Origin of the sequence: Corynebacterium sp. CCUG 65737, from assembly GCF_024454115.1 — a bacterium.
Classification (GTDB): Bacteria; Actinomycetota; Actinomycetes; order Mycobacteriales; family Mycobacteriaceae; genus Corynebacterium; species Corynebacterium genitalium.
In genome coordinates this window covers 1-24936 of the sequence record NZ_JAGPZB010000018.1, presented here as the reverse complement: position 1 = coordinate 24936, position 24936 = coordinate 1, and the positions used below count along the sequence as shown (strand labels likewise).

The 24936-nt window shown below is 64.2% G+C and carries 24 protein-coding genes and 2 tRNA genes; 14 read left to right on the top strand and 12 right to left on the bottom strand.

The features are described 5' to 3' along the window. Positions 1-81: 81 nt before the first annotated feature. Positions 82-155: transfer RNA gene (locus tag KBX17_RS10775), tRNA-Arg, on the bottom strand. A 59-nt stretch (positions 156-214) separates the two neighbouring features. On the opposite strand from KBX17_RS10775, the gene KBX17_RS10770 reads away from it, so the two are divergent. The 5 genes from KBX17_RS10770 (at position 215) to KBX17_RS10750 (ending at position 5912) form a co-directional block, all read left to right on the top strand. Then, entirely contained in the window at positions 215-2254 is a 2040-nt protein-coding gene (locus tag KBX17_RS10770; RefSeq protein ID WP_256019811.1) for a cytochrome c oxidase assembly protein, read from the top strand. Between the two features lie 151 nt (positions 2255-2405). After that, on the top strand, positions 2406-3002 hold the full coding sequence (locus tag KBX17_RS10765) for a single-stranded DNA-binding protein (RefSeq protein ID WP_255995689.1): 597 nt from the start codon (positions 2406-2408) through the stop codon (positions 3000-3002). A 110-nt stretch (positions 3003-3112) separates the two neighbouring features. Continuing rightward, complete coding sequence (ettA, locus tag KBX17_RS10760) at positions 3113-4783, top strand: energy-dependent translational throttle protein EttA (protein ID WP_255995688.1); 1671 nt, start codon at positions 3113-3115, stop codon at positions 4781-4783. A 36-nt stretch (positions 4784-4819) separates the two neighbouring features. Then, entirely contained in the window at positions 4820-5233 is a 414-nt protein-coding gene (locus KBX17_RS10755) for a thioesterase family protein (protein WP_005289010.1), read from the top strand. Between the two features lie 4 nt (positions 5234-5237). Continuing rightward, complete coding sequence (locus KBX17_RS10750; protein WP_040424241.1) at positions 5238-5912, top strand: hypothetical protein; 675 nt, start codon at positions 5238-5240, stop codon at positions 5910-5912. A gap of 179 nt (positions 5913-6091) precedes the next feature. On the opposite strand, the gene KBX17_RS10745 is transcribed toward KBX17_RS10750, so the two are convergent. Together KBX17_RS10745 and KBX17_RS10740 are read right to left on the bottom strand one after the other, a co-directional pair. Continuing rightward, positions 6092-6997, bottom strand: a complete 906-nt coding sequence (locus tag KBX17_RS10745; RefSeq protein ID WP_256003196.1) for a D-arabinono-1,4-lactone oxidase — start codon at positions 6995-6997, stop codon at positions 6092-6094. A 49-nt stretch (positions 6998-7046) separates the two neighbouring features. Beyond that, positions 7047-7448: a globin gene (locus KBX17_RS10740; protein WP_005289019.1), complete on the bottom strand. Its 402-nt coding sequence runs from the start codon at positions 7446-7448 to the stop codon at positions 7047-7049. Positions 7449-7556: 108 nt separating this feature from the next. Here KBX17_RS10740 and KBX17_RS10735 point away from each other — a divergent pair, with 108 nt between their 5' ends. After that, positions 7557-8747, top strand: a complete 1191-nt coding sequence (locus KBX17_RS10735; protein ID WP_005289022.1) for a cystathionine gamma-synthase — start codon at positions 7557-7559, stop codon at positions 8745-8747. A gap of 147 nt (positions 8748-8894) precedes the next feature. Here the strand turns inward: KBX17_RS10735 and pepN are convergent, their stop codons facing one another. Then, positions 8895-11336, bottom strand: coding sequence for an aminopeptidase N (pepN, locus tag KBX17_RS10730; RefSeq protein ID WP_256019809.1), 2442 nt, complete (start codon positions 11334-11336; stop codon positions 8895-8897). A 49-nt stretch (positions 11337-11385) separates the two neighbouring features. On the opposite strand from pepN, the gene KBX17_RS10725 reads away from it, so the two are divergent. The 3 genes from KBX17_RS10725 to KBX17_RS10715 all read left to right on the top strand — a co-directional run bounded on the left by KBX17_RS10725 (position 11386) and on the right by KBX17_RS10715 (position 13614). After that, on the top strand, positions 11386-12000 hold the full coding sequence (locus KBX17_RS10725) for a DsbA family protein (protein WP_256019812.1): 615 nt from the start codon (positions 11386-11388) through the stop codon (positions 11998-12000). Between the two features lie 49 nt (positions 12001-12049). Further along, a complete protein-coding gene (locus KBX17_RS10720) occupies positions 12050-12538 on the top strand; it encodes a ribose-5-phosphate isomerase (protein ID WP_256019807.1) in 489 nt (162 codons plus the stop codon). Positions 12539-12819: 281 nt separating this feature from the next. After that, positions 12820-13614, top strand: a complete 795-nt coding sequence (locus KBX17_RS10715) for a hypothetical protein (RefSeq protein WP_256019805.1) — start codon at positions 12820-12822, stop codon at positions 13612-13614. Between the two features lies 1 nt (position 13615). Here the strand turns inward: KBX17_RS10715 and KBX17_RS10710 are convergent, their stop codons facing one another. Genes KBX17_RS10710 through KBX17_RS10695 form a run of 4 tightly spaced genes read right to left on the bottom strand, consistent with a single transcriptional unit; the run spans position 13616 to position 16886 of the window. Further along, positions 13616-13975 carry a DUF4440 domain-containing protein gene (locus tag KBX17_RS10710; protein ID WP_256019803.1) on the bottom strand — a complete coding sequence of 120 codons (360 nt, stop codon included), beginning with the start codon at positions 13973-13975 and terminating at the stop codon, positions 13616-13618. Positions 13976-13984: 9 nt separating this feature from the next. Next, complete coding sequence (locus KBX17_RS10705) at positions 13985-15139, bottom strand: glycosyltransferase family 2 protein (RefSeq protein WP_256019802.1); 1155 nt, start codon at positions 15137-15139, stop codon at positions 13985-13987. Further along, entirely contained in the window at positions 15136-16044 is a 909-nt protein-coding gene (locus tag KBX17_RS10700) for a glycosyltransferase (protein ID WP_256019800.1), read from the bottom strand. Before KBX17_RS10700 ends, KBX17_RS10705 begins: the two co-directional genes overlap by 4 nt. Further along, positions 16041-16886, bottom strand: coding sequence for a WcbI family polysaccharide biosynthesis putative acetyltransferase (locus KBX17_RS10695; protein ID WP_256019799.1), 846 nt, complete (start codon positions 16884-16886; stop codon positions 16041-16043). The genes KBX17_RS10700 and KBX17_RS10695 overlap by 4 nt, the downstream gene beginning before the upstream one ends. A 79-nt stretch (positions 16887-16965) precedes the next feature. Here KBX17_RS10695 and KBX17_RS10690 point away from each other — a divergent pair, with 79 nt between their 5' ends. The 4 genes from KBX17_RS10690 to KBX17_RS10675 are packed head-to-tail and all read left to right on the top strand — an operon-like array spanning position 16966 to position 20766. Beyond that, positions 16966-17925 carry a glycosyltransferase family 4 protein gene (locus KBX17_RS10690; RefSeq protein ID WP_256019797.1) on the top strand — a complete coding sequence of 320 codons (960 nt, stop codon included), beginning with the start codon at positions 16966-16968 and terminating at the stop codon, positions 17923-17925. Beyond that, the gene (locus tag KBX17_RS10685) at positions 17922-19037 is read left to right on the top strand and encodes a glycosyltransferase (RefSeq protein WP_256019795.1); all 1116 of its coding nucleotides are present in this window, start codon (positions 17922-17924) and stop codon (positions 19035-19037) included. The genes KBX17_RS10690 and KBX17_RS10685 overlap by 4 nt, the downstream gene beginning before the upstream one ends. Next, positions 19034-19996 (top strand): glycosyltransferase, encoded by a 963-nt coding sequence (locus tag KBX17_RS10680; protein ID WP_256019794.1) that lies wholly within the window; start codon positions 19034-19036, stop codon positions 19994-19996. The genes KBX17_RS10685 and KBX17_RS10680 overlap by 4 nt, the downstream gene beginning before the upstream one ends. After that, positions 19993-20766, top strand: coding sequence for a glycosyltransferase family 2 protein (locus tag KBX17_RS10675; RefSeq protein WP_256019792.1), 774 nt, complete (start codon positions 19993-19995; stop codon positions 20764-20766). The genes KBX17_RS10680 and KBX17_RS10675 overlap by 4 nt, the downstream gene beginning before the upstream one ends. On the opposite strand, the gene KBX17_RS10670 is transcribed toward KBX17_RS10675, so the two are convergent. The 4 genes from KBX17_RS10670 to KBX17_RS10655 all read right to left on the bottom strand — a co-directional run bounded on the left by KBX17_RS10670 (position 20763) and on the right by KBX17_RS10655 (position 24693). Continuing rightward, positions 20763-21980: a peptidase M75 family protein gene (locus tag KBX17_RS10670; RefSeq protein ID WP_256019791.1), complete on the bottom strand. Its 1218-nt coding sequence runs from the start codon at positions 21978-21980 to the stop codon at positions 20763-20765. The genes KBX17_RS10675 and KBX17_RS10670 overlap by 4 nt on opposite strands. 47 nt (positions 21981-22027) lie before the next feature. Further along, a complete protein-coding gene (locus KBX17_RS10665) occupies positions 22028-22804 on the bottom strand; it encodes an enoyl-CoA hydratase-related protein (protein ID WP_256019789.1) in 777 nt (258 codons plus the stop codon). A gap of 1 nt (position 22805) precedes the next feature. Further along, a complete protein-coding gene (locus tag KBX17_RS10660; protein ID WP_256019788.1) occupies positions 22806-23807 on the bottom strand; it encodes a nitronate monooxygenase family protein in 1002 nt (333 codons plus the stop codon). A 67-nt stretch (positions 23808-23874) separates the two neighbouring features. Then, positions 23875-24693: a DUF1542 domain-containing protein gene (locus KBX17_RS10655; protein WP_256019786.1), complete on the bottom strand. Its 819-nt coding sequence runs from the start codon at positions 24691-24693 to the stop codon at positions 23875-23877. Between the two features lie 92 nt (positions 24694-24785). On the opposite strand from KBX17_RS10655, the gene KBX17_RS10650 reads away from it, so the two are divergent. Continuing rightward, a tRNA-Gly gene (locus tag KBX17_RS10650) sits at positions 24786-24860 on the top strand. Positions 24861-24936 lie beyond the last annotated feature (76 nt).

Here is a 24936-nt window from a genome sequence, read left to right as displayed (position 1 = left end):
GAAAAAATAAACACCAAGACGCCGGTTTGTCCACCATGTCGCGACTCATCTGTCAACAATGTCGCGACTGATGACAAAAAGCGCCCCCGGCAGGATTCGAACCCGCGACCAGCCGGGTAGAAACCGGATGCTCTAATCCACTGAGCTACGGAGGCAGTGCCCCACTGGGGCGGGAATTATCGTATCCCACTGCACCGAAAGTAGGGTAAAGGCCATGTCAGCAGACCAGGCGGTGGAGCAGGCGGAACGCAAGCAGGACTCGGTGGCCCGCGAGCGGTCGCGTGGGCATGTGCGTGCGGCCTGGCCGATCTATCTGGCTGCGTTCGCAGTCGCCGCGGTGGTCGCTGGGGCCCTTGCGCAGGCGTTCCTGGGCGGCTCGTTGGCGTCGTTGGGTATTCCGGACCCGGGGGTGGTGACCACGGTGGGGTTGCCGTCGATACGCGCAATTGCATGGCTCCTTGCTGCTCTGGCCACGGGCTCCTTCATGTTCTCCGCCTACCTCATCCCGCCAGACGGCCCCCTGAAAACTGCCCGACTGACCGTCGATGGGCACTTGGCCGCGCGCACGGGGGCATGGGCGAGCGCCGGGCTGGCCGTAATCGGTGTGCTCATGGTTCCGCTCGTGCTTTCCGACGTCTCCGGCACACCGTTATCCCAGATTCTCTTCTCCGCCGAGATGTGGGGCACCGCGCTCGACCGCGTGGCGGACGCGAAGATCTGGCTGCTCGTGGCAGCCATTGCAGCGATCGTCGCCGGTGTCGGTTTCGCAGCGGGGTCATGGATGGCGCAAACGCCGCTGTTTCTTGGCGCGATCGCCGCCGTAATGCCGCTGGGCATGTCCGGCCACTCCGCGACCGGAGGCAACCACGACTACGGCACCAACTCGTACCTGTGGCACCTGGTGTTCATGATGATCTGGGTTGGCGGGCTGCTCGCACTCATCGCGCACGGGCGCAGGCTCGGCCCGCACATGCAGCAGGCGGTGCACCGCTACTCGCTCATCGCCCTGTTCGCGTTCTTCGCCATGACCATCTCTGGCGTGATTAACGCGCTCATCCGCGTGCGTTTCGACGATCTTCTCTCCACCGCCTACGGCTGGACCGTTCTATTCAAAACAATCGGTTTGGTCGTGCTCGGCTTGCTCGGCTTCGCGCACCGGCAGATCACAATCCCGCAGCTGGACCGGAAGCCGCCGCTGTTCACCCGCATTGCGGTCGTGGAGGCGCTGGTCATGGCTGCGGTGACGGGTGTGGCCGTGTCCATGGGGCGCACTCCGCCGCCTGCGCCGCTCGACCCGGCGATCACCAACATGCAGGTCCAGATGGGCTACAACCTTGAGGTCGAACCGACAGTGGCAAACATCTTCACCATGTGGCGCTTCGAGGTGCTCTTCAGCGTCATCGCCATCTTGCTGGCCATCTACTACCTGCATCTCACCCGTCGGGTTGAAGGCTGGGACCGCGGGCGCACCGCCTGGTGGATCGCCGGATGCGCGACCATTGTTGTGACCATGTCCTCTGGCCTGGGCATGTACATGCCGGCGAGCTTCTCCATCCACATGATCGTGCACATGATCCTGTCCATGGGTGCGCCCGTCCTGTTGGTTATGGGTGCGCCGCTGACGCTGATCAAACAGGCCTACCCGGCAGGGGAGTTCAACATCCGCGCGTGGGTGGAGGCCTTCGAGGAATCCACCTTCCTGCGTGTGATCACCTACCCGCCGGTGTCGACGATCCAGTTCCTGGTCGTGTTCTACATCCTCTACGTCTTCCCATCGCTTTACGAGGTCGCGGTGTCGGAGCACGCGGGGCACGTGATCATGAACGCGGTTTTCTTGGTGTCGGGGTACTTCTACTTCTGGGATCTCATTGGCCCCGACCACATCCCGGGGCGCCGCCCGACGGTGGTCCGCTTCGGTTGGTTTGTTGTCTCCATGCCGCTGCACCTCTTCATGGGCGTGTACCTGATGCAGCTCAATATTGTTCTGGCGGAAAGCTTCTACGAAAATCTTGGGCTCCCATGGAACCCGGATCTGCTGCGCGATCAGAAGGTCGGCGGGGGCATTGGTTGGGCGTCGGGAAGCTTCCCCATGGCCGTGGTCTTCATCATTCTTCTTCTGGGGTGGTTGCGGGAAGATCGTGCAGATGCGAGGGCTACAGACCGCAGTGAGGACGAGACGGGCGATGCGGAATGGCGCGCCTACAACGAGATGCTCGCGCAGTACTCGCAGACCGGCCGTCGCAGCGAGAAGTAGCTCGCTTATCGACGCCTCCCGCCCCCACCCGCCTGTGGATAACTCACCGTTATCCACAGGCTTTTTCGGACCTCTTTGCGCAGGTTGTTCGCGTGGTCGACCCTGGAAGGGCACCCCACCCACCAGCAAACCGCGAAAGGAAACTCCGACCATGCAATCACCCATCACGCTTTCTGGAAACCTCACCGACGATCCCGTCTGCAAGATCTTCAAAACCGGCTCGACCCTGACCAAGTTCCGTCTCGCATCGAGTCGCCGCGTGCGCACAGACAGCACCACCGCTGACGGCCGGCCCGTGTGGGCGGACGCTGACAGCCTGTTCATCGACGTCGAATGCTGGGGCCAACTGGCCGTGAACGTCGAAGCGTCGCTGCGGAAGGGCCTACCTGCCATCGTTGTCGGCCGTCTGGTCACTGAAAGCTGGGTGGAAGAGGACGGCACGAAGCGTTCGAAGCAGCTGATCAAGGCGGCTCAGGTGGCGCTGGAGCTGAATAGGTACCAGGCGTCGTCGAAATGCACGACCGCCAAGGAGCACACCGCGGGTGACATCCCGTCGGTCAATCTGCGCACGCGCGAAGACATTGCTGAGGAGATCGGCGAGACACCCACTAACCAGCCCACCAGCCAGCCGACGGCCCAGCCAGAGCCACCGAGCTATGACGACGAAGCACTCGAGTCCCTGATGAACCACGGCCCGTCTGACATGGGGGAGCACGCCCCGGAAGAGGAAACGGTGGGGGCGGCGTAGAGCGCACAGGAACGGTTTCTCTGCTTGCGGATCAGGCGGTGAGTGCGTGATGTACCCTTTGTGGTGGTTTACGCAAATAGCCGCCAACACGCATGTAAAGGGGGCCCCTAGTGGCTGAGTTCATCTACACGATGAAGAACGTTCGCAGGGCCGTCGGTGACAAGGTCATCCTGGACAATGTCACCATGGCTTTCTACCCCGGCGCCAAGATCGGTGTCGTGGGCCCGAACGGAGCGGGTAAGTCCTCGCTGTTGAAGATCATGGCCGGCATTGACCAGCCGAACAACGGTGAGGCCTTCCTCGACCCGGGTGCCTCCGTGGGCATCCTGCTGCAGGAGCCGCCGCTGAACGAGGACAAGACGGTCCGCGAGAACGTCGAAGAGGGCCTGGGCGACATCTTTGAGAAGAAGCAGCGCTTCGAGGAGATCGCCACCGAGATGGCCACCAACTACTCCGACGAGCTCATGGAGGAAATGGGCAAGCTCCAGGAGGAGCTCGACGCCGCTGACGCGTGGGAGGTCGACTCCAAGATCGAGCAGGCCATGGAGGCGCTGCGCTGCCCGCCGTCAGATTCCCCGGTGACCAACCTCTCCGGTGGTGAGCGCCGTCGCGTCGCATTGGCCAAGCTGCTGCTGCGTCAGCCGGACCTGCTGCTGCTCGACGAGCCTACGAACCACCTCGACGCCGAGAGCGTCCTGTGGCTGGAGAAGCACCTGCAGGACTACCCGGGTGCTGTTTTGGCCGTTACTCACGACCGCTACTTCCTCGACCACGTCGCGGAGTGGATCTGTGAGGTCGACCGCGGCAAGCTCTACCCCTACGAGGGCAACTACTCCACCTACCTGGAGAAGAAGGCTGAGCGTCTGGAGATTGCCGGCAAGAAGGACCAGAAGCTGCAGAAGCGCCTCAAGGGCGAGCTGGAGTGGGTCCGTTCTTCCCCGAAGGCACGCCAGGCGAAGAACAAGGCTCGTCTGGAGCGTTACGAGGAGATGGCGGCCGAGGCGGAGCAGTACAAGAAGCTCGACTTTGAAGAGATCCAGATCCCTACGCCGCCGCGTCTGGGCAACAAGGTCGTGGAGGTCAAGAACCTGGACAAGGGTTTCGATGGCCGCACCCTGATCAAGGACCTGTCGTTCACCTTGCCGCGTAACGGCATCGTCGGTGTCATCGGCCCGAACGGTGTGGGTAAGACCACCCTGTTCAAGACGATTGTCGGCTTGGAGGACCCGGACGCTGGTTCTGTCGAGGTCGGCGATACCGTGCAGCTGTCCTACGTGGACCAGAACCGCGCCAATATTGACCCGGAGCAGACCGTGTGGGAGGTCGTCTCCGACGGCCTCGACTACATCCACGTCGGCCAGAACGAGATGCCGTCGCGCGCGTACTTGTCCGCGTTCGGTTTCAAGGGCCCGGACCAGCAGAAGCCGTCGAAGGTGCTCTCCGGTGGTGAGCGTAACCGTCTCAACCTGGCGTTGACGCTGAAGCAGGGCGGAAACCTGATCCTGCTCGATGAGCCGACAAACGACCTCGATGTGGAAACCCTCGGCTCCCTGGAAAACGCCCTGCAGAACTTCCCGGGTTGTGCTGTGGTGATCTCCCACGACCGCTGGTTCCTCGACCGCACCTGCACCCACATCCTCGCCTGGGAAGGTAACATCGAGGAGGGCAAGTGGTTCTGGTTCGAAGGAAACTTCGGCGACTACGAGGCCAACAAGGTAGACCGCCTCGGTGAGGAAGCGGCGAAACCGTCGCGTGTCACCCACCGCAAGCTCACCCGCTAACGCTGCTTTTTCGAGCTGCTCTTCGAAAGGAACCACATGGCAGACAACAACCCGGCGAACACGCACATCATCGCGCTGCGCTGGAACGACTTCGACCGCTACGGCCACCTGAACAACTGCGCCTACCTGGACATCGCTCAAGAGGCCCGCATCAGGTTCACCAAGGAGCAGTTCGAGAACAACGGCCAGGAGTTCGGTGTCTTCGTCCGCCGCGCTGAGGTCGACTTCCTGCGTCCCGTCATGCCGGACTCTCTCGAGGTGGAGGTGGTCTCTACTGTCGTCGAGATCGGCAACACATCCTTCAAGACGGTCCAGGAAATCAAGGACCGTCAGGGCCGGGTGTGCGGCATTGTGACCTGCGTGCTCGTCGCCGTTGACCTGTCTACAGCGTCTCCGCGCGAGATCACCCAGCAGGAGCGCGGCATCCTCACCGCCAAGGCTGGGGAGTAGCGCCCTGGAAGCACTACATGTCAGCGCGGGAGCGGCGGGGCTGAAAGCCCTGACCTCCCGCGCGCTTCATCTTGATGCGCAGGCTTCCGCGCGTTTCGCCGTGCTTAGCGACGCCCCATCCGCCCCCGGCAGCAGCACCCCGATCGACGTGTTCGTGACCACCCCGTTCGATTGCGTGGCTTCGCGCCGGGTGACGGGGTCGGTCTCGCGCGACGGAGCGGTCGTGTCGGCCCGCGACTTGGACGCAGCCCTTGCCGAGGGGCGATCCGAGCTCGGCCCCGCCCGCGACCACGACTGGATTGGCGCTCTGCCGCCGAAGACCGGTTTCGTCGAGCGCGAGATGGTGCCCGTCGCCGTGGTCCGCGACCTCGCCGATCAGGGGCGCAGGCTAGCCCGCCAGTTCTCCGGTCCCCTGGGCCCGCCGCGGTCCTTGCTGGAGCAGATCGTTCTGACGGTGCAGTCCCCCACCACACCGGCCGAGAGTTCGACGCCGACGGACGCAGTAGAGATCCCGATGCGCATGATCTTCACCTGCACATCCCTCGGCCTGATACCTGGTCCCTCGGCGCCGCCGGAGATTCCCCGGCACTTGCGCATCTCTACGGCTGGCCGCTGGATCCGAATGGATGCGCCCTTCGGTAGCGTGTACCACTCGGCTGGGCTCAACTTGCTGTTCTAGCTCCGTTCGCCTTTCGTCGTTCGACTTTCATGCTGCGGTTCTAGACGCGACCTGCAGTTTTCCCCGTCGTCGAACCGTCAAAGGCGAACCGTCAAAGGCGAACTGCGATGGGTGTACCTATGGCAGGCGAACCAGTCCTCCGTCCGATATGAACCCAGCTCGAGACTGGCTGGGGCCGACTACCCGAACAAGCGGGTGAGGTGCTCCGAGCCGAAGGTGCGGTCCGGATCCATCTGCTCGCGGAGGGAGCAAAACTCGTCGAAACGCGGGTAGGTCTTGGCGAAGTCTTCCCGGCCCATGGTGTGCATCTTGCCCCAGTGGGGGCGGCCGTCGGCGGCTTTGAGGATCGGCTCGAGGTGGGGGAAGTAGTCGTGCGGGTTCATCGCCTTGGGCACGTGGAACGCGATGTACATGGATTCGCGGCCGGTGGAGGTGGACAGGGCCAGGTCGTCGGCGGCGGTGGAGCGCAGTTCGAGCGGGAAGGGAATGATCCAGCCGCGTTTGTCCAGTTCGCGGCGGATCTCGCGCACTGTCTCCGGGCCGGCTTCGAGCGGCACGGCGAACTCCATCTCGTGGAACTTCACGCGACGTGGGGTGGCGAAGACTTCGTGGGCGCGGGAACGGTAGCGGTTGGCGGCCATGGCGTCGGCGGCGACACCGTTGAGGAACGGGGCAGCACGGATGAGGTCGAGGTGCGCTACGCAATCGACCATGACGGTGATCGTCTCGCGCAGCGACGCATCTGCAGCTAGCTCAGCCAGCGCGACTTTGTTCACCGACGGGTAGGCCACCACGATGTCGTCGAAACCCTCGCGTGCCAGGTTGATCGCCTCCGGCACGCTGTAGGCGAGGATGCCGCGGTACCCGTCGTGGGAGAGTGCGCGTCGTAAAGCAGCGACACTGCGCAAGCTTTTGGATGCCACACGAATCGGCAATCCCTGCGCCCGCAACGTCATTTGGGACGCGTTGTAGTCGAACGCCGCGATGTCGACGGCGGCGCAGGGGGCGACGGCGCGGCCAGCGCTGATCAGCGACGGCACGATGCTCAACAGCGTCTGGGACGGGAGGGTCACAGTAGACGGCATGCGGGTAAGCGTAGTTGGGCAAAACTAACCCGTTGGCCGTTTTGAATATTTATCGCATGCCGGGATGCTCGCCAGGCTGATTGATCATCATGTACGCCACACGCTGCATGTGGTTCCACAACGCCTCGCGCTGGGCAGGGTTGAGTTCATCCTCGCTGAACTGGTCGAGGGAGTTGCTCATCAGCTCGAGCCAGCGCTCAGCCTCCGCCATGCCGATGCGGAAGGGGAAGTGGCGCCGCCGCAGCATCGGAGCACCGCGCTGCTCGTTGAACGTCGGCGGCCCACCCCAATACTGTGCGAGGAACCAGCGAAGACGGTCCTCAGCACCGTCCCAGTCATCGTCCGGGTACATCGGGCCGATGAGGTCATCGGTCTTGACCTGCGCATAGAAGCCGCTGACGAGGCGACGGAAGAAGTCCTCGCCGCCGAGTGCGCTATAAAGCGAATCCATGTATTGAATGTTAACCAGGGGGCGAATCAGAGCAAATGAACCGCTTGGTCTACTCTGGGGCAGAGCACGCTTATCGACGCCCCGCTTATCGACGAAAGGACCCCGCCGATGCCCGGCTTCTCCACCGACTCCATCCACGCCGGTTACGAGCCCGACTCCCTGTACGGGTCGATCAACACGCCGATCTACGCGTCCACGACCTTCGCGCAGGACGATCTGGCAGTGACCCGCAACGGTTTCGAGTACACCCGCGTGGGCAACCCGACCATCGACGCGCTGGAGAAGACCGTCGCGGCGCTGGAGAAAGCTGACTACGGCGTGGCTTTCGGTTCCGGTATGGCCGCTGTCGATGCGCTGCTGCGCATCCTGCTCAAGCCTGGCGACCACATCGTCATCGGTAACGATGCCTACGGCGGCACCTACCGCTTGATCCAGCAGATCTTCACCCAGTGGGGCGTGGAGAACACCCCGGTGGACATCACCAACGTCGACGAGGTCGCCGCTGCGATCCAGCCGAACACCAAGGTGGTGTGGGTTGAGTCGCCGACGAACCCGCTGCTGTCTATTGCTGATATCGAGGGGCTTTCGGCAGTCAAGGGTGACGCCACGCTCGTCGTTGACAACACCTTTGCATCCCCGTACCTGCAACAGCCGCTGGATCTCGGCGCGGACGTGGTGCTGCACTCGACCACGAAGTACATCGGCGGCCACTCTGACGTGGTCGGCGGTGTCGTTGTCGGCCGCAACGCCGTGGAAGGGCACGAGGGCGTTTCCGCGATCACCGCAGGTAGCTTCGACGCGCTGAACAACCTGGAGGAGCAGTTGCGCTTCTTCTTCGGCTGGATCGGTGCGATACCCTCGCCGTTTGACACCTACCTCACCGCCCGCGGCGCGAAGACCCTGGCAGTACGGATGGACAAGCACTGCGACAACGCAGAGGCTGTCGCTGACTACTTGTCCAAGCAGGACAAGGTCGCCCGCGTCTACTACCCGGGCCTGGAAGACCACCCGGGGCACGACATCGCCGTCAAGCAAATGCGCCGCTTCGGCGGCATGGTCTCAGTGGCGTTCCAGACCGCTGAGCAGGCCATGACGTTCTGCCGCTCGACGAAGCTGTTCTGCCTGGCCGAATCCCTCGGCGGCGTCGAGTCCCTCGTCGAACACCCCGCCACCATGACCCACGTCTCCGTCGCGGGCTCAGCGCTTGAGGTCCCGCCGGAGCTGGTGCGCATCTCCGTCGGCATTGAGGACACCGAGGACCTCATCGCCGACCTCGAGCAGGCCATCGCGCAGATCTAGCGCAGATCCGACCCTCCGCGGGTGGCCCCCAAGATATAGTTGACACCCGCGACCGCCAGGGGCATCAAAACCCCAGGTCAGATTTCGTTGCAGCGGGAACGGTGCGAACTATATCTGGACGGGGCCCGAGGGGTAGGGGGAGAGCCCCTACGCGCCGTCACCCGTTGCACTCTCCGCTGCCGCAGCGTCCACGATCCGGTTCCGCAGCGAGCGCGCTACCCGGTCCTGCCCCTCAGAGATGATGCGGCGCAGACCTGCCGGGATGTCGCCGGCGAGGAACTCGTCGGCCTTCGCCAGAGCTTCCTCCGACACATCCCACAACGGGTAGATGCCCTCGAGCGTGCGCTGCGCCATCTCGTTCGACAGCCGCTCCCACAGCTCAGGTGCGACACGGAAGTACTCGTCGGTCAAACCCTCAAGCCCATGGTCGTTGAACGTCAGGCCATCCATGAGGAAGCGCAGCGCCAGGTTCGAGCGTTCGCCAGCGATGATTTCATCCCACGCCCATCGCTTATCGACGACCGCCCGCGCCCGCAACCTCGACACCTCACCCTCCGAGGACGGATCCTTCTCCTGCTCGGCAGCGTCGAGGTCGAGCTCGCCTGCGGCAATGAGAGCCGTGAGAACCAGCCAGCGCACTTCCTGGTTGGTCTCGTTTTCGAGGAGCTCGCGGAAGTATCGAATCGAATCGTTGTCGAGGCGCAGCCGAGACAACGCGCGGTCGTAAATCGCCGCTGGCTGGGCACCGCGGAAGGCATGGTTGAGCAGGTCGAACCCCTGCGCCTGCCAGTCCGGATCGACGTAGTTCTTCACGGCCGTGGTGGCCTGCGCGACGATGCGCTCCTGCACCGCCGGCTGGTCCTCGTTCGCGCCGAAGCGGGCGACGAGCTTCACGAACTCGCGTGCCGGCAACCGCCCGTCGCGGGCCGCCTCCCACACGGCAGACCAGCACAGCGTGCGGGCCATCGGGTCCTCAATCCGGCCGAGGTGCTCCAGAACGAAGTCCATGTGCTCGTCGGTCAGGCCCATTAGGCAGTAGGTGAGGTCCTCGTCGTTGACCAGCGCGAGGTCGTGGGCCACGCCGGCGAACTCGGGGACTTCGGTGCGCTCACCGGTGATGTCGATCTCGGTGTGGTGGGTCCTGCGGACGGCGACGGAGGAGCCGTCCGCACCGTCGATAAGCGAATAAAGGCCGACGCCCACGCGGTGCGTGCGCTGCACCTCGGACTCCTGGACCACCGTGAAGCTGTCCGCAGTGATCTCGGGGTAGAGGCGCGAAATGCCGGTGGTGCGCAGCCACTGCTGGGACCAGTCGGACAGGTCGCGGCCGGAGGTCTCCTCGAGCGCGCCGAGCAAGTCGGCGAACTCGGCGTTGCCAAAGGCGTGGTTGTCGAAGTGCTTGCGCACCCCGGCGAAGAACTCGTCCCGGCCGACGTAGGCCTGCAGCTGCTTGAGTACGGACGCGCCCTTGGCGTAGGTGATGCCGTCGAAGTTCTGCTCGGCGGTCTCGATGTCGGGGGCGTCGGCACCAACGGGGTGCGTCGACGGGAGCTGGTCAGCAGCGTAGGCCCACGCCTTTTCGACGCTGGCGAACGTCACCCACGCATTGGTGAACTCCGTCGCCTCAGCCTGAGCGATAGCAGCGGACCAGGTGGCAAACGACTCGTTGAGCCACAGGTCATCCCACCACTTCATGGTCACCAAATCACCGAACCACATGTGCGCCATCTCGTGGAGGATGGTGTCGTTGCGGCGCTCAATGCGGTAAGGGGTGGGTTCGGAGGTGAACACGTACTCGTCGCGCAGCGTCACGGCACCGACGTTCTCCATCGCGCCCATGTTGTATTCGGGGGAGAAGATCTGGTCGTACTTGCCAAACGGGTACGGCCGGCCGAAGTTCTCGTGGAAGTACGCAAAGCCCTCCTTGGTCTCACGGAACAGACGGTCAGCGTCGAGGTGATCCATCAGCGACGCGCGGGCGTACAGGCCCAGCGGGATCGTCTTCTGCTCGTCGGAGTAGGTGTCGTGGACAGACTCGTACTCGCCAGCACACACCGCGATGAGGTAGGTCGACAGCGGGTAGGAGATGTTCGTCGATGTCGTAGCGGTGCCGCTGTTGTTCTCGGTGCGGGTGGTCTCCTCGTTGAGCACCACCACGTACTTGCTCGGCGCAGTGACCGAAATATCGTAGGTGGCCTTCAGGTCCGGCTGGTCGAAGCAGGCAAAGACCAGCTGCGCGTACGCCGGCTCGAACTGGGTGTAGAGGTATTCCTTTCCGTCCGCCGGATCGGTGAACTTGTGCAGGCCTTCGCCGGTGTGGGAGTAGGAGTGCGTGGACGTCACGGTCAGTTCGTGCTGTCCGGTAGAAAGCTGCAGCGTGCGATCGTCGATAAGCGTGCCGTCGAGCGTCGCCTCAAAGCTGTCCGCAAGAAGGTCGAAGAATGTCTCGCCCTCGCCGGAGTTGAATGTGATCGTGGTGCGGGTGGTGAATGTGTCCGCGCCGGTGATGTCGAGAGCCACGTCGTAGTGAATGTCGCTGATCAGAGCAGCGCGGGCGTGAGCATCGGTCCTAAGCAAATTCGTCTTCATGCAAACCAACGTACCGTTGAGGGGGCAAGCCCCCATCAACGAAAGGGTCATAATGGAAAACGTGACGTTCTGGTTCGACGCATCTTGCCCGTTCTGCTGGCAGACTTCCCGCTGGATCAAGGAAGTTGAAAAAGTCCGCGGCATCGAGATCGACTGGATCCCCATGTCGCTGTCCGTGCTGAACGACGGCCGCGACCTCCCCGAAGACTACATGGCCATGATGGAAGCCAACTGGGGCCCGGCGCGCGTGTTCGCCAAGGTCAAGCAGGAGCGCCCCGAGCTTATCGACGACCTGTACACCGCCATGGGCACGCTCATCCACCCCGGCGGCCAGGGAGGCCAGAAGGGCTACGGCGCGTATGACGACGTGATCAAGAAGGCGCTTGCGGAAGTCGGTCTGGATGAGTCTTACGCATCGGTGGCGAACGAAGCGTCCTACGACGATGTGCTCCGCAGCTACCACCAGGGCGCGATGGACGCTGTCGGTGATGAGGTGGGCACCCCGGTCATCCAGCTCGGTGAGACTGCCTTCTTCGGCCCGGTGATCACCCGCGTTCCCACCGGCGAGGAAGCAGGTGCGCTCTTCGACCACGCACTGGGCCTGGCCCAGTACCCCTACTTCTTCGAGCTCAAGCGCTCCCGTACCGAGGCGCCGCAGGTCTAAGGCGTGCGGGGTGCGCCGGGCGCGGTCGCTTTTGGTTACGCTGGGAACCATGCGTATTTACCTTGGAGCAGACCACGCCGGATTCGAGCGCAAGAACGAGATCGCCGAGCACCTCAAGGCTGCCGGCCATGAGGTCGTCGACTGCGGCGCGCACGAGTACGACGCTGCAGACGACTACCCAGCGTTCTGCATCGCCGCAGCGGAGAAGACTGTCGCCGCCCCGTCTTCGCTGGGCATCGTGCTTGGCGGTTCCGGCAACGGCGAGCAGATCGCCGCGAACAAGGTCAAGGGTGCCCGTTGCGCTCTGGCTTGGTCCGTTGAGACCGCTCAGCTCGCACGGGAGCACAACAACGCCCAGCTGATCGGCATCGGTGGCCGCATGCACTCCCTCGAGGAGACCCTCGAAATTGTCGATGCTTTCGTCGGCATCACCCCGGAACACCAGGTCGAGGAGCGTCACCAGCGTCGCATCGACATCCTCGCCCGCTACGAGGAGACCGGCGAGACCGAGGAGATCCCAGCTCCGAAGACGCTCTAGGAAAGATGCGGGCTCGTCGCCGCCTCCTGAGCCTGAAATCGCCCCACGTCGACTGTGAGTCGCGTGGGGCTGGTGCGTTTTTCGGGGCGTTGGCGACGTCGATAAGCGAAATGAAGCATAAGAAAAAGTGCATTTTCGTGCCGTTGAAAATGCCCGCGTAAATCCCCAGGTCACGTGTTACAGGAGTGAACCCAGTTACTTGACGTGTGGACAGCACGAAAATGGCCTACCGCCCTTTGCGTGGCTAGCGCAAAACCGCCGCGCACGACACAATTGAGCGCATGGGGGACGATGCCGAACTTCGGCTGATTCGGGAGGTCGCACTGGCGCGCCCGCACGCGGTCGTGACCGGGCCAGCGGCGGCAAAACTCCTGGGGCTGCCCACGCTTGATCGGGTGACAGTGGTGGATCTGCGCTACTGGACGTCCGCGAATGCGTCGGGGCGGGGCAAAGATCCTTCAGTGCGCTACCGGGGCGGCAAACTCAGGGCGGACCAGATTTTCATGCGCGATGGGGTCGCGCACGTCGACATGATGCAAATGCTGTTTGATATTTACCGGTTCCACGGTCGTCTGGCAGCTCTTGTGCCGCTGGAGCATCTCCGATTCAAGCACCAGGTCACAATCGAGCGGTTGCTCGATGCTGCGAGGTGGCTGCCCAGGGCGAACGGTATACGCGGGTTTGAGGAGCTGATCCGGTACAGCTCGAATACGTCGCAAAGCCCGTTGGAAACAATCGGTCGCGACGCGATCTTGCAGGCACATATCCCGGAGATCCGCTCGATCGAATATCAGGCGGAAATCCGGTATGTCGGTTTCTACGGGGAACCGCGGACAGCGCTTGTCGACGTCCTCATCAACGGGTGGCTCGTCGTCGAGTTCGACGGGCGCGTGAAGTTCAGTGGCGACTACGGCGAGGTGCGTGATGCCACCGTGGCCCAGCTCGACCGGCAGAACGCCGTGCAAGCGAAGGGCTATTTCTTCCTGCGCGCGGGCTGGGGCGATGTCGTCTCGGGTCACATCGTCAGAGATATTGAGCGGACGTTGCGCACCCTGCCCGGCAAGGTCAGCGCTTGACCTAGTGGGTGACGGTGGTCTGCTGGTACAGCTTCATCCGGATCTGCCCGTCCAGCAGTACGTAAGTGCTGGTCATGAGGGCTTCGAAGTTGTCAGAGCCGCGGCGGGCGGTGGCGTTGTAGAGGAGGGTGGCGGCGCCGTCGTTTAGCGGGATGAGCTGCGGGTCTGTGATCTCGTAGCTGTCCCACGGCGGCGCGTCGTTCATGCTCGCGGCGATGGTGGGCTGGTCCATGATCATGCCGTTGACCAGCACCATGACGGCGTCATCGGTCATGAGTTCGCCGTAGAACGTGCCGCCGCGCTGCTCGCATAGCGAGTCCCAGCCTTGGCGCTCGAGGCCCAGAAGCGTGTTGAGGTCCATAACCATTTTCTACCAGCCGGCGAAGTATCGCTCGAGGCGAACGGGACCATCGACCCACTCAATGCCAACGGGATGCTCGACGGCACGAGGTTCGCTGCCCAACGCACGGGCCCGCGCAGTACGCACGCTTATCGACGGCACCCCCGCCACATCAACCCTCCACCCCGTGCCAACACGCGTGTCCTGGGTAGCCCGGTGGAATGCTGCGGGATCGGACAGAGCCCACGGGCCGGCAAGGTCGACGCTGATGCGGTGCTGATCCGCAGGGTTCTCCGGGCCCGTCGGCGCGGTCCTCACGCGGGGCTCGTGGCGGAATAGGTCCGGTACGTCAAGGGCGGGGTCGCAGTACACGATTGCGTCCGCGCGCAACCACGACGCGATGACCTGCTCGAGAACGCCAGGGGAGCGCTCGGACATGGAATCCACGCGGACACCGATGTCAGCCAGCTCGAAGTGCACCCCGTCGGGCCGGGCGAGCGGGTGCGTGATGCGGTGCGCCAGCGCCACCGATTCGATGTTCTTAACGCGGGCTTCCTCGTCGGGGTTGTTGTAGCGCCCACCGAAATCTTCCTCGTCGTGGACCGCGACAGCATCTGGCTCGCGGACGACGGTCGCGCCGGCGTTCCACGCGCGGAAGCCGAACTCCCAGTCCTCACCGCCGTAGCCGACGAAGGTCCCGTCGAAGCCGCCGATGGCGTCGAAGAACCGGCGCGAACAGGTCAGGACGGAGGAGATGATGAAGCGCCAGGAGGTGTCGTCGGCACGCGAGAGGTTGTCGGTGTCGCGCCAGGCGTCGCGCAGCCATGCGGGTTCCTCGCGCGCGGCGCCCGTGAGTCGCTTGCCGACGACCACCGCCCGCCAATCCTCCTCCACATGCCGGCACGCAGCAGCGAGATAACCGGGCTCGGGCACAGTGTCAGCGTCGAGGAAGGCGAGCACGTCGCCCGTCGCGGTACTCGCCCCGAGGTTGCGTGCCGCGGCAGCGCGGAAACCGAGATCCTCCTGCGTCACCACCGTCGCGCCGGGCATGTCGGGCACGACCGCGGAGCCGTCATCGGCGACGATGATCTCGACCTCGCCGACGCCTTCCTGCGCGCGCACAGCCGCGACGACCCGCTCGAGCGCGTCGGGGTCGTTGTAGTGGGGGATGATGACGCTGATCATGCCCACACCTCACGCCATTGCGCGACCACGTCATCCCACCCGTACTCCGGGGCTGTCATTTGCGGTGAGGGGGTGGCTGCGTAGGCGTCGATTGCAGAGCGCCACGAGCTAGGCTGCACGCGGGTAATTCGATTGGGCAGCCACTCGTCGATCTCGCGGGTGTAGTCGGAATCGTTGGCCAGGACGTGCCGGCCGGCTCCTAACCACGTCATCAGCGACCCGGAGGCGGAGAAGTGCCGGTGCGCGCAGACGGGAATCTGGATGCGGCCCATTTCGGCGGCCAGGTCAGCGTCGGAAAGCCATCCCGTGATCTCCGCATGGGCCTCAAGCCCACGCGCCCACTCCTCGTGGCCGGGGGAGACGGATCCCAGGAAACGCAGACGGTAGTCGGTGCCGCGTAGGGCGCGGATAAGCTCTTCGTGCCCTTTGCCTGGGTACAGAAATCCGAGAATTCCCACGGTCCCCGGTTCCGGCTCGAACGCTGAGTCGATCAGCGGGATCGGCAGGCGGATCACACCCACGTCGATACCGGCGTCACGGAAGAATTCAGCCTCGTGGTCCGAGTTCACTACCGCGACATCAGCGTCAGCGGCCAAACGTTGGTAGGCGGCGGCGCGGCGGGCGAAACGGTCAGCGCCTTCTTCGGGCTGGGGGATGTCGTGGAAGCTCACGCTGAGCTGACGCGACCCGACCCGGGCAAGCAGAGCGTCGACAGCTGCAGCGGGGGAGTCGCCGAAGAGGTGGTCGGTGAAGGCGACGTGCACAGAATCGACAGAATCCGGCAGGGCGACCGCGCTGAACTCGGATTCGCGCAGCACAGGGGCATCGGTAGCTGCTGCCAACTCCAGCGCGTACCGGGTCACCCCGTGCGATTCGGGCCCGACAATGAGGTGCGTGGGCATCATGCCAGCAACCCTAGGTTGGCAATCCGGTCCGCGTGGCGTTCCAATCCGTGCGCGACCAGCGCGGGTCGCTCGCGGTAGTGCGCCAGTTGCTTGTCGACGATCTCGTCCCACGGAATCTCCCCCGTTTCCCTGTGCATCCACGCGTCCCGGCCGCGCACCGATACGCCGAGGGCGGCGCACGCGCCGGGGTCGAGCGGTGCGTCGAGTTCGCCGAGCATTTCGTACTCAGGCATGGTCACGGACCCGGACAGCCCCAATGTCTGTAGGATGCGCGACGCGACGACCGCCAGGGTCTCGTTGTCGGGGTGGTTGATGATGTGCCAAACGGGAAGGGTTTCCAGGTAGTCAGAAATCCTCACCGAGTCGAAGCGTTCTTCGCGGGTGCGGATTTGGTTGGCGGACATGGCAAGTGCTCGTCGATAAGCATCAGGCGCGAGTGACGGCGTGACGGGCGCGTCCAAGCCTTGCGCAGCGGCGCAGAGGATCCGCAGGTCATGGTAGGGGACCACCGGCGGGTTGAGGGAAGAGTCGGCGGGGTCGCGGATAATCGCGGTGAACGGCATGAGCGCGTCGAAACGCAGCACCGGCACGATCGCGTGGCGTGCACCGGACGGCAGCTGGGCGAGCATCTGCGCGGTGCCGACGGGCAGGCCGCGGTAGTCCTCGCGGATCGGTTGGGTGACCAGAACATCCGTACGCGCGAGCATGTCGCCGAACCACCCCATGTCGGCTTGTGCGAGCTCGTGTACAGGAGGGATGCGCTCGGATTCGAAATGCCCAGTGCTGGCCAGGAGTTTGCGCAGGGACTCGGCTTGGCAGTTGCCTACGACGGTCAAGAACATGGACCCGAATATAGTCATGCCAACATTTGCAGAAACGTTTATATTGGTCGGGTGCCCCGGAAGAGGAAAGGCGGTGGGTGTGAACGTTCTGTCGATCCCCGCTGAACATGTCTACACGCAGGCGATTCAGCCGGAAGGCGTGCGTTTTCCACCGGACCCGGATATTGACGGCAAATGGTGGCCCCACCCCGCGCTCACAGCGTCCTATTGGGACGAGCCGCGGGAAGTGGATCTCGTGCACATCCACTTCGGTTTTGAGCACTACACCCCCGATGAGCTGCGCGAACTTGTCGCAGCATTGCCGGTGCCGCTCGTGCTCACTGTGCATGATCTGGACAATCCGCACCTCGAGGACCAGACCGCGCACCACGAGAGCTTGGCTGTGCTCATTGATGCGGCAGCGCAGGTGGTCACGCTTACCAGCGCTGCCGCCGATGTCATCGCGCAGCGGTATTCGCGTGACGACGTCCACGTGATCCCCCACCCCCTCATCACCGAAACGCGGGACCCCGACCCGGCGGCAACTGGGGCGGCGGTGTTTGTGAAGTCCCTGCGCGGCAATGTCGTGGCCGACCCGGACTTCTACCGCGAGCTGACGGAGCAGGTGCCGCTGACTGTTTACGTCCATGACGTTGAGGCCACCGAGACCCTGCGCCGTGAGCTGGCAGACCGCAATCTGGTCGTGCATGAGCCGATGGAGGACGCTGTATTGCATGACGCGGTGGCCAGCCACGCGGTATGCGTTCTGCCGTATGTGCGCGGTACCCACTCGGGTTGGTTGGAGATGTGCCGCGACCTGGGTGTGAGCGTGGCCGTGTCGGACTGCGGCTGCTACGCCTCGCAGGCAGATACGGCTGACGCCGTCATCGAATATGCCGCAGGTGACGGCGCTGCCGCCGGCCGCGCCGCCGCAGAGTTGTTGGAGCGCGGCCAAATTCCGTACCAGGGGAACCGCCACGCTGAGCTGGAAGGCATCAAGCAGGCCTACGCCGCGGTGTACCGTGCAGCCCTGGCCGAAAGTGCGGAGGCCCGCCTGTGACCATCACTTTGCTTCAGGGCTACACTCCCGCCCGTTGCCAGAACCTCCGTATCGCTTTCGTCGCGCCTGCCCGCTACCCGATTCGCGAGCCGTTCGCCGGCGGGCTGGAGGCGTTCTGCCACACCATGGTCACGGCGCTGCGCAACGAAGGCCACCAAGTGGACTTCTACGCCGCGAAAGGCTCGGACGGTAACGTCAAAAGCCACGAACTGCCGGGTGTGAACTGGGGAGACTCGCCGGAACTGGCCACCGACACCGACTATCCGGTAGGTGGGCGCGAGCGGGAGGAGCAGGCCTTCCTCGCGCTACGTGAGCACTTGGTCGCGCAGGGGTATGACGTTGTGCACAACAACAGCTTGAGTCCCGCCATGTTCCCCTCGCCTGCGTCGCCAGACCCGCTGCCCATGGTGACCACGCTGCACACGCCGCAGCTGCCGGAAATCTTCGCGGCTGTCGAAGCAGCCGGTGAGGCCGCAGGCCGGTTCGCCGCCGTCAGCGCGACCACTGCTGCGAGCTGGGAGATGCCGCCTGCCGTCCACGGCCCGATTGAAGTCATCCCGAACGGCGTGAACACGCGCAAGTGGGCACCGGGTCCCGGCGGCCCTGGTGCGGTGTGGTTCGGCCGCATCGTTCCCGAGAAGGGCCTGCACTTGGCTATGGATGCGTGCCGCCTCCTCGGCCTGCCGCTGACGATCGCTGGCCGCAAGGGCGACCACGACTACTTCCAGGAGCAGATCGCCCCGCGTTTGGACGGCCACCTGATCCGCTGGCTGGGGGAGTTGTCGCATGGGGAGTTGCGTCGGCTCGTCAGCAAGCATGCGGTGTGCGTGGTCACGCCGCGCTGGGAGGAGCCGTTCGGCCTTGTCGCGTTCGAGGCGATGTCGTGCGGTACGCCTGTCGCCGCCTTCGACCGCGGCGGCATGGGCGAGCTGTTGGCATCTGCGCCCGCTGTGCTCGTTCCGCCCGACGATGTCGTTGCGCTGGCTGGCGCGATCCACAAGGCTCTCCACGTTGACCGCGCCGCAGCCCGTGCCTGGGTCGTGGAGAACCACAGCCTCACCCAGACAGCCCGCCGCTACGTGGACCTCTACCTCGAGGTGATGGTCAAATGATTGGCCTATACGCGCACCACCACGGCTCCGGACACATTCAGCGCTGCCGCGAAATCGCGCGCCACTTACCCGACGCGACGATTTTGTCCACGCACCCCAGCGCAGACGTCGTGCTTCTCGACGACGCGGGCGCCCCCACCTCCGACCCGCTTACCGCCGGAGGAACCCTTCACTACGCGCCGACCACGCACGAGGGCTACCGCGCCCGGATGCAGCAGATCGCCGCATGGGTGGAGGCCAACGACCCTTCTGTGCTCTACGTAGACTGCTCCGTGGAGGTTGCTGTCTTTGTCCGGCTCCTCGGCGTGCCCGTGGTCACCGTAGCCATGCCGGGTGTGCGCGATGACGCTCCCCACCAGCTCGGCTACGCCCAAGTCACCGCGATCGTCGCAGCGTGGCCGGATTGGGTGCCCGTGCCTGCGCATTTGCAGGCGCACGCGGACCGGCTCCACGCCGTCGGCGGCATTTCCCGGCTGCGCGGATTAGCCGACCGCGGCCGCGATGAGCGATCGGTGCTTGTGATGGCCGGCACGGGCGGTTCGACCTGGAACCGCGACTCGTGGGACGAGGTAGAGCGCGCCTGCCCGAACTGGGACTTCACCATTCTCGACGGTGCCAACCGTGTCGACGATGACGCCGCGCTCACCGAAATGCTGCAGAGCGCCGGGGTCGTTGTGGTCGCCGCCGGGCAGAACTCCGTGGCCGATGTCGCCGCCTGCGGCGCTCCCGCGATCGTCCTACCGCAGCCCCGCCCCTTCGCCGAACAGGAGGCCACGGCCGCGGTACTGCGCGACGCTGGCCTCGCCGTGGTCCCCGAATCCTTCCCGGAGCCAGCCATGTGGCCGGCGTTGCTGCACCAAGCTGCCGGTATGGACACGTTCTGGGACGATCCCCAGAGCGGCTGGCAAACCGACGGCGCCGCGCGCCGGGCAGCCGAGGTCATCCTGGGGGCCTCATGACCGCGATCATCACATTGGCCAACGCGGCGCGCGCCGATCACGTCGCCCGCCAGGCGTCCCTCATTCCTGATGGCATCGAGCACATTCTCGTCGCGCTTGCTGATGCCGAAGAGCTCGCCGCTCGGCTGCCTGATACGCATGTGGTTCCGCTGGAGGAGCCCAACCTCGCCCGCGCCCGCAACACCGGCGCAGCCGAAGCGCTTGCTCGCGGGCACGAGCAGCTCATCTTCCTCGACGCGGACTGCCTGCCGGGCCCAGACCTCGTGGAGCGCTATCTGGATGCTCTCGACCGCGCCCCCAATGCCGTTTTCGCAGGCCCGGTGACGTACCTGCCGGAGGGCGAGCTGCGCACCGACAACCCCCAGCCCCACGCCGCGCGGCCGAACCCTCCAGCGGGCGAGCTTGTCCGCGCCGAGGATTACAACCTTTTCTGGTCCTTATCCTTCGCGTTGACCGCTGACACGTGGCGACGCGTCGATAGGCTTTTCGGTGGTTTTGACACCGCCTTTTCTGGCTACGGTGGCGAAGACACCGATTTCGCCTGGAACCTGCGCGAACATGGTATCGACTTCATCTGGGTCGGCGGCGCGCACGCCTACCACCAGTGGCATCCCGTGTCCTCGCCGCCGTGGGAGCACCTCGACGACATTCTCCGCAACGCCGCCGTCTTTCACTCCAAATGGGGCACGTGGCCAATGGAGGGCTGGCTTCACGAGTTCGAAGATGCAGGAGCCATCGCGCTTATCGACGGCGCGTGGCAGCGCCGCTAAGCAGTCAGTTCACCAAAGGACGTGCGCAGTGCCTCGATCGCTTCAACCAGCTTCGCTCGGTCACCAGGCTGAGTAGTGTCTGGCTCCGTTTCCTTCTGCTTTTTAATGAGGTTGTCGAGGGCGTCGAGGCGTGAGTTGGTGTCGTCGATAAGCTCTTCGTGCTTCTTGTTGTCCCTGTCGAGGTCTGCAACCGTGTCGAAGATGACGCGCACGCCTTCGGTATTGGCCTCCAGGTCACTGAGGTCTGCGCCGGACCACCAGTTCTCCTCGCCGGTGGCTGCGGTCTCCGCCATACGGTCGAGCAGGGTCAGCGCGCCACCCGTGATCGACTCGAAGGTGATGTCGTCGCTTTCCTGGAACGGTGTGTCGTTGATGGTGCCGTGGAGTTGCTCGACGTCGGCGATGAGAGCGTCGGCAAGCTCGCGGCGCTCCTGCGGTGTGGAGGGCTCCCACTTTTGCAGGGCGGAGCTACCGTCAGAATTCTCGTCGCCCTCCGCAGGCGGCCACAGGTCCTTTTCTAGGCGGTGGAAACCGAGCCATTCGGTGAACGTCGGATCCTTTTCAAGCAGCTTTTCGGCCTGGTCGGTGTATCCGACTTCGGTGGCGTCGATCCGTGCATCGAGAAGCCCGAACGCCCCGGCGATCGGCTCGATGCGCTTGTAGTGGACCCGCGCGGCGGGGTAGAGCTCTTTGGCACGCTCGTCGTTGCCGGACGCGTACGCCTCGGCAAACTCTTCGACCGCGGGGAGTAGTTCCGCCGCTTCGTTTTGGACGAAGGTGACGTAATTGTCGCGGGCGTTTTTCTCGCGCTGCCCACGGGATTGCGTGTAGTCGACCTCGTCGCCGGTGACGGTGAATTCGGCCGCTTCGATGTACGGCCCGCGCTCGCTCATCCTGCAGGCGGTGAGATAGGTGCCGGGTTGTAGTTCGACGGACAGCTCCGCCGTTTCCTCGGGCTTGATGGCGCCCCGCTTGGCCACGACCCGGCGGCCGTCCTCCGCAAGAACGAGAAAGTCTGTCTCGCGCCCGCCATCGTTGGTCACTTCGAATGACACTTTGCCGCTGTCGGCCTCATTGTCGCCGACCTCGCAGGTGTCGTCCGCGACAGTGACCTGCTTCTCTTCATCGTCCGCACCGCCCGCGGAGCCTCCCGCGCATGCGGCTAACGGAAGAGTCAGGGCCAGTGCGGCGAGCAGAGCTGGGGAACGCTTCATAGCCCCACTTTATCCTGTGGGGCTATGAAGACTTCCGGCTAGCGGACTTAGAAGGTGACTTCGCGGCGCTCCAGGAACGCCTTCACGCCTTCTTTGTGCTCGGCGCTGTGGGCCAGAGCGGTCTGGGCGCGCGCTTCCTCAGCCAAGCTGAGCGGCAGCTGGGCCAAGGAAGCGCGGTTGACGGCGCGCTTTGCATCCGCAAACGCCCCGCGCGGGGAGAAGCGGAATTCACGGGCGTATTCGAGGGCGCGGTCGAGAGCGTTGTCGGCGACCTCAGTGAACAGGCCCCACGCTACAGCGTCTGCTGCGGGGATGCGCTCGTGGCGCAGCACCAGCTGCATCGTGCGGTGGCGGCCAATTGATGCGGCCAGAGTCGCTACCGCACCGCCGTCGGGCATCAGCCCGATGCGGCCGAACGGCAGGGTGATGAAGGTCTTCTGGCCCGCAACAATGAGGTCGCACGCGCACGCCAGCGAAGCACCGATGCCGGCGACGGCACCTTCAGCGGCAGCCACGACCGGGACGGAGGCGCGGGTGATCGCATTCACCATGTGTTCAATAGCAGTGAAGTTGCCTGCGGAGATCTCTTCTTCACCGCTAATGAAGACGGTCAGGTCCATGCCGGAACAGAATGCTGCGTCATCACCGGTGACGATCACGCACCGGGTTGCCGGGTTTGCGTCCGCCTCATTCACTGCGTCGCCGATGGACCAGTAGGAGTCCGGCTCCAAAGCGTTGCGCTTCTCCGGGTTGGAGATGCGCACGATGGTCACCGCGCCGTCTTCGACGATCTCGGAGGTGATGTTGCCCTTGAACTCGCGCATATTACTTCGCCACAAATCCAGCCAGGCGGCCCTCGATGATCTCCACTGCATCAGCAACAATGCGGTCCAGCAGCTCTTGGCAGGACGGGATGTCGTTGATGATGCCCTGGACCGGGCCAGCGGACCAGATGCCAGCGTCCAGATCGCCGGTCTCGTACACCTGCGCGCCGCGCTTACCGGCCACGAGGTCGCGGATCTCCGGGAACTGCGCACCCTGGTTGAGCTTTTCGACGACCTCGTCGCTCACCGCGTTCTTCGCCACACGGGCGGTGTTGTTCAGCGTGCGCAGGATGAGGTTGGTGTCCAGCTCGGAGCGGTCAACAATAGCCTGCTTGACGTTCTGGTGCACCGGAGCTTCCTCGGTGGCCACGAAGCGGGTACCCATGTTGATGCCCTCTGCGCCCAGCGACAGGGCAGCGGCAAGACCGCGGCCGTCAGCGAAACCGCCGGAGGCGACGAAGGGGATCTCCAGCTTGTCAGCAGCAGCCGGCAGCAGGATCAGGCCCGGAATGTCGTCCTCGCCCGGGTGGCCAGCGCACTCGAAGCCGTCAATGGAGAGGATGTCGACGCCCTTGTTCTGGGCGGAGATGGCGTGGCGCACAGAGGTGCACTTGTGGATCACGGTCACGCCCGCAGCTTTGAGGCCTGGCACCAGCTGTGCCGGGTTGGCGCCGGCGGTCTCAACAATCTTGATGCCCTTCTCGATGGCAACGCGCAGGTACTCCTCGTACGGCGGCGGCGTAATCGTCGGCAGGATGGTCAGGTTCACACCGAAGGGCTTGTCGGTCATCTCGCGGCAGCGGTCGATTTCCTTGCCCAGGTCTTCCGGGGTGGGCTGGGTCAGGGAGGTGATGATGCCGAGGCCGCCCGCATTGGAAACGGCAGCTGCCATCTGGGCCTTGCCGACCCATTGCATGCCGCCCTGGATGATGGGGTGCTCAATGCCGAGCATTTCGTTAATGCGGGTGTTGATCTTGGCCATGTCGGGCCTCCTTGAACTCAAATAGCGTGTCGGTTGAGACCTACATTACACCCGGCGAGCCTATGAGATCTGGATAACGATCGAGCGGCTAGAAATCAAAGCCGAAGTCGAATCCGCCGCCATCGCCGAAGCCACCGCCGTCGCCAAATCCGCCGCCCATGTCGCCGGCATCACCCATGTCGCCGGCATCACCGGCGCCCATATCTCCCATGTCCTCTGCACCGCCGCCGTCGGCCCCGAAGTCGCCTGCGGCGAACTCGTCCGCGCTGGGTGTGCCCGCCATGCCGGCGAACATGGCGGAGTAGAACATCATGGAGCTCGCCGCCCACATGCCCGTCATCATGGCGGGACCCCACCACGCGGTGGAGTACCAGCCAGCCGGCACCGGACGGCCAGCAACGGCGCCGCCGGGGTAGTAGTGCGGGGTGTCCGCGCTGGCGTAGGGCGACGCCGTCACGGCTTGGCCGTCGTGTTCAACGGTGCGGCGCTCAGTGACCTTGCCCGCCTGACGCTGCGCTTCCAGCTCAGGCAGGGCTGGTCCCGGTGCCAACCCAAGGATTTCTCGGGCGGCGTTGACGTAGTGCATACCTTCCAAGGCTGACTCACGTGCCAGCTGGGCCTGCCTGACCGTGGTGGCGCTCTGCAGTGCGGAATTCGCTGCGTTGTAGCGCTCGGAAGCGTCGGCCATGGCCTGCGTCGAGGCGGCATCCTCGCCCGATATCGTCAGCACTTGGTGTCCCAGGCGGTCGACCCACCGTTGGGCGTCCGCTTTTGCGTCGTCAAGCGACGCGTTGCTATTGGACGTGTTGCTATTGATCGCACGCTGGCTGTTGTTCTGGGAGTTGTTGATCAGCGCCATCACGCCGCCGATCGCTACGACAATAAGGAGAAGACTAAGTACGCTCACACTAGCCACAACGGATGAACCGCCCCGCTAGTTCCATTTTTGGTCCCGCGCGTGAGGCTGGGTTAGGATTATCTGCGCGCTTAAGCCGCAGTGGGAATGTCGTATAGTGGCTAATACCTCAGCCTTCCAAGCTGAAGACGCGGGTTCGATTCCCGTCATTCCCTCCACTGTCATCAGTCGCGACATTGTTGACAGATGAGTCGCGACATGGTGGACAAACCGGCGTCTTGGTGTTTATTTTTT

What these genes read in the sequence shown, in the direction of transcription:
- KBX17_RS10770 (WP_256019811.1), top strand. Translation starts at nt 215, where the DNA reads ATGTCAGCAGACCAGGCGGTGGAGCAGGCGGAACGCAAGCAGGACTCG.
- KBX17_RS10765 (WP_255995689.1), top strand. Translation starts at nt 2,406, where the DNA reads ATGCAATCACCCATCACGCTTTCTGGAAACCTCACCGACGATCCCGTC.
- KBX17_RS10755 (WP_005289010.1), top strand. Translation starts at nt 4,820, where the DNA reads ATGGCAGACAACAACCCGGCGAACACGCACATCATCGCGCTGCGCTGG.
- KBX17_RS10745 (WP_256003196.1), bottom strand. Translation starts at nt 6,997, where the DNA reads ATGCCGTCTACTGTGACCCTCCCGTCCCAGACGCTGTTGAGCATCGTG.
- KBX17_RS10740 (WP_005289019.1), bottom strand. Translation starts at nt 7,448, where the DNA reads ATGGATTCGCTTTATAGCGCACTCGGCGGCGAGGACTTCTTCCGTCGC.
- KBX17_RS10735 (WP_005289022.1), top strand. Translation starts at nt 7,557, where the DNA reads ATGCCCGGCTTCTCCACCGACTCCATCCACGCCGGTTACGAGCCCGAC.
- pepN (WP_256019809.1), bottom strand. Translation starts at nt 11,336, where the DNA reads ATGAAGACGAATTTGCTTAGGACCGATGCTCACGCCCGCGCTGCTCTG.
- KBX17_RS10720 (WP_256019807.1), top strand. Translation starts at nt 12,050, where the DNA reads ATGCGTATTTACCTTGGAGCAGACCACGCCGGATTCGAGCGCAAGAAC.
- KBX17_RS10715 (WP_256019805.1), top strand. Translation starts at nt 12,820, where the DNA reads ATGGGGGACGATGCCGAACTTCGGCTGATTCGGGAGGTCGCACTGGCG.
- KBX17_RS10710 (WP_256019803.1), bottom strand. Translation starts at nt 13,975, where the DNA reads ATGGACCTCAACACGCTTCTGGGCCTCGAGCGCCAAGGCTGGGACTCG.
- KBX17_RS10705 (WP_256019802.1), bottom strand. Translation starts at nt 15,139, where the DNA reads ATGATCAGCGTCATCATCCCCCACTACAACGACCCCGACGCGCTCGAG.
- KBX17_RS10700 (WP_256019800.1), bottom strand. Translation starts at nt 16,044, where the DNA reads ATGATGCCCACGCACCTCATTGTCGGGCCCGAATCGCACGGGGTGACC.
- KBX17_RS10695 (WP_256019799.1), bottom strand. Translation starts at nt 16,886, where the DNA reads ATGTTCTTGACCGTCGTAGGCAACTGCCAAGCCGAGTCCCTGCGCAAA.
- KBX17_RS10680 (WP_256019794.1), top strand. Translation starts at nt 19,034, where the DNA reads ATGATTGGCCTATACGCGCACCACCACGGCTCCGGACACATTCAGCGC.
- KBX17_RS10675 (WP_256019792.1), top strand. Translation starts at nt 19,993, where the DNA reads ATGACCGCGATCATCACATTGGCCAACGCGGCGCGCGCCGATCACGTC.
- KBX17_RS10670 (WP_256019791.1), bottom strand. Translation starts at nt 21,980, where the DNA reads ATGAAGCGTTCCCCAGCTCTGCTCGCCGCACTGGCCCTGACTCTTCCG.
- KBX17_RS10665 (WP_256019789.1), bottom strand. Translation starts at nt 22,804, where the DNA reads ATGCGCGAGTTCAAGGGCAACATCACCTCCGAGATCGTCGAAGACGGC.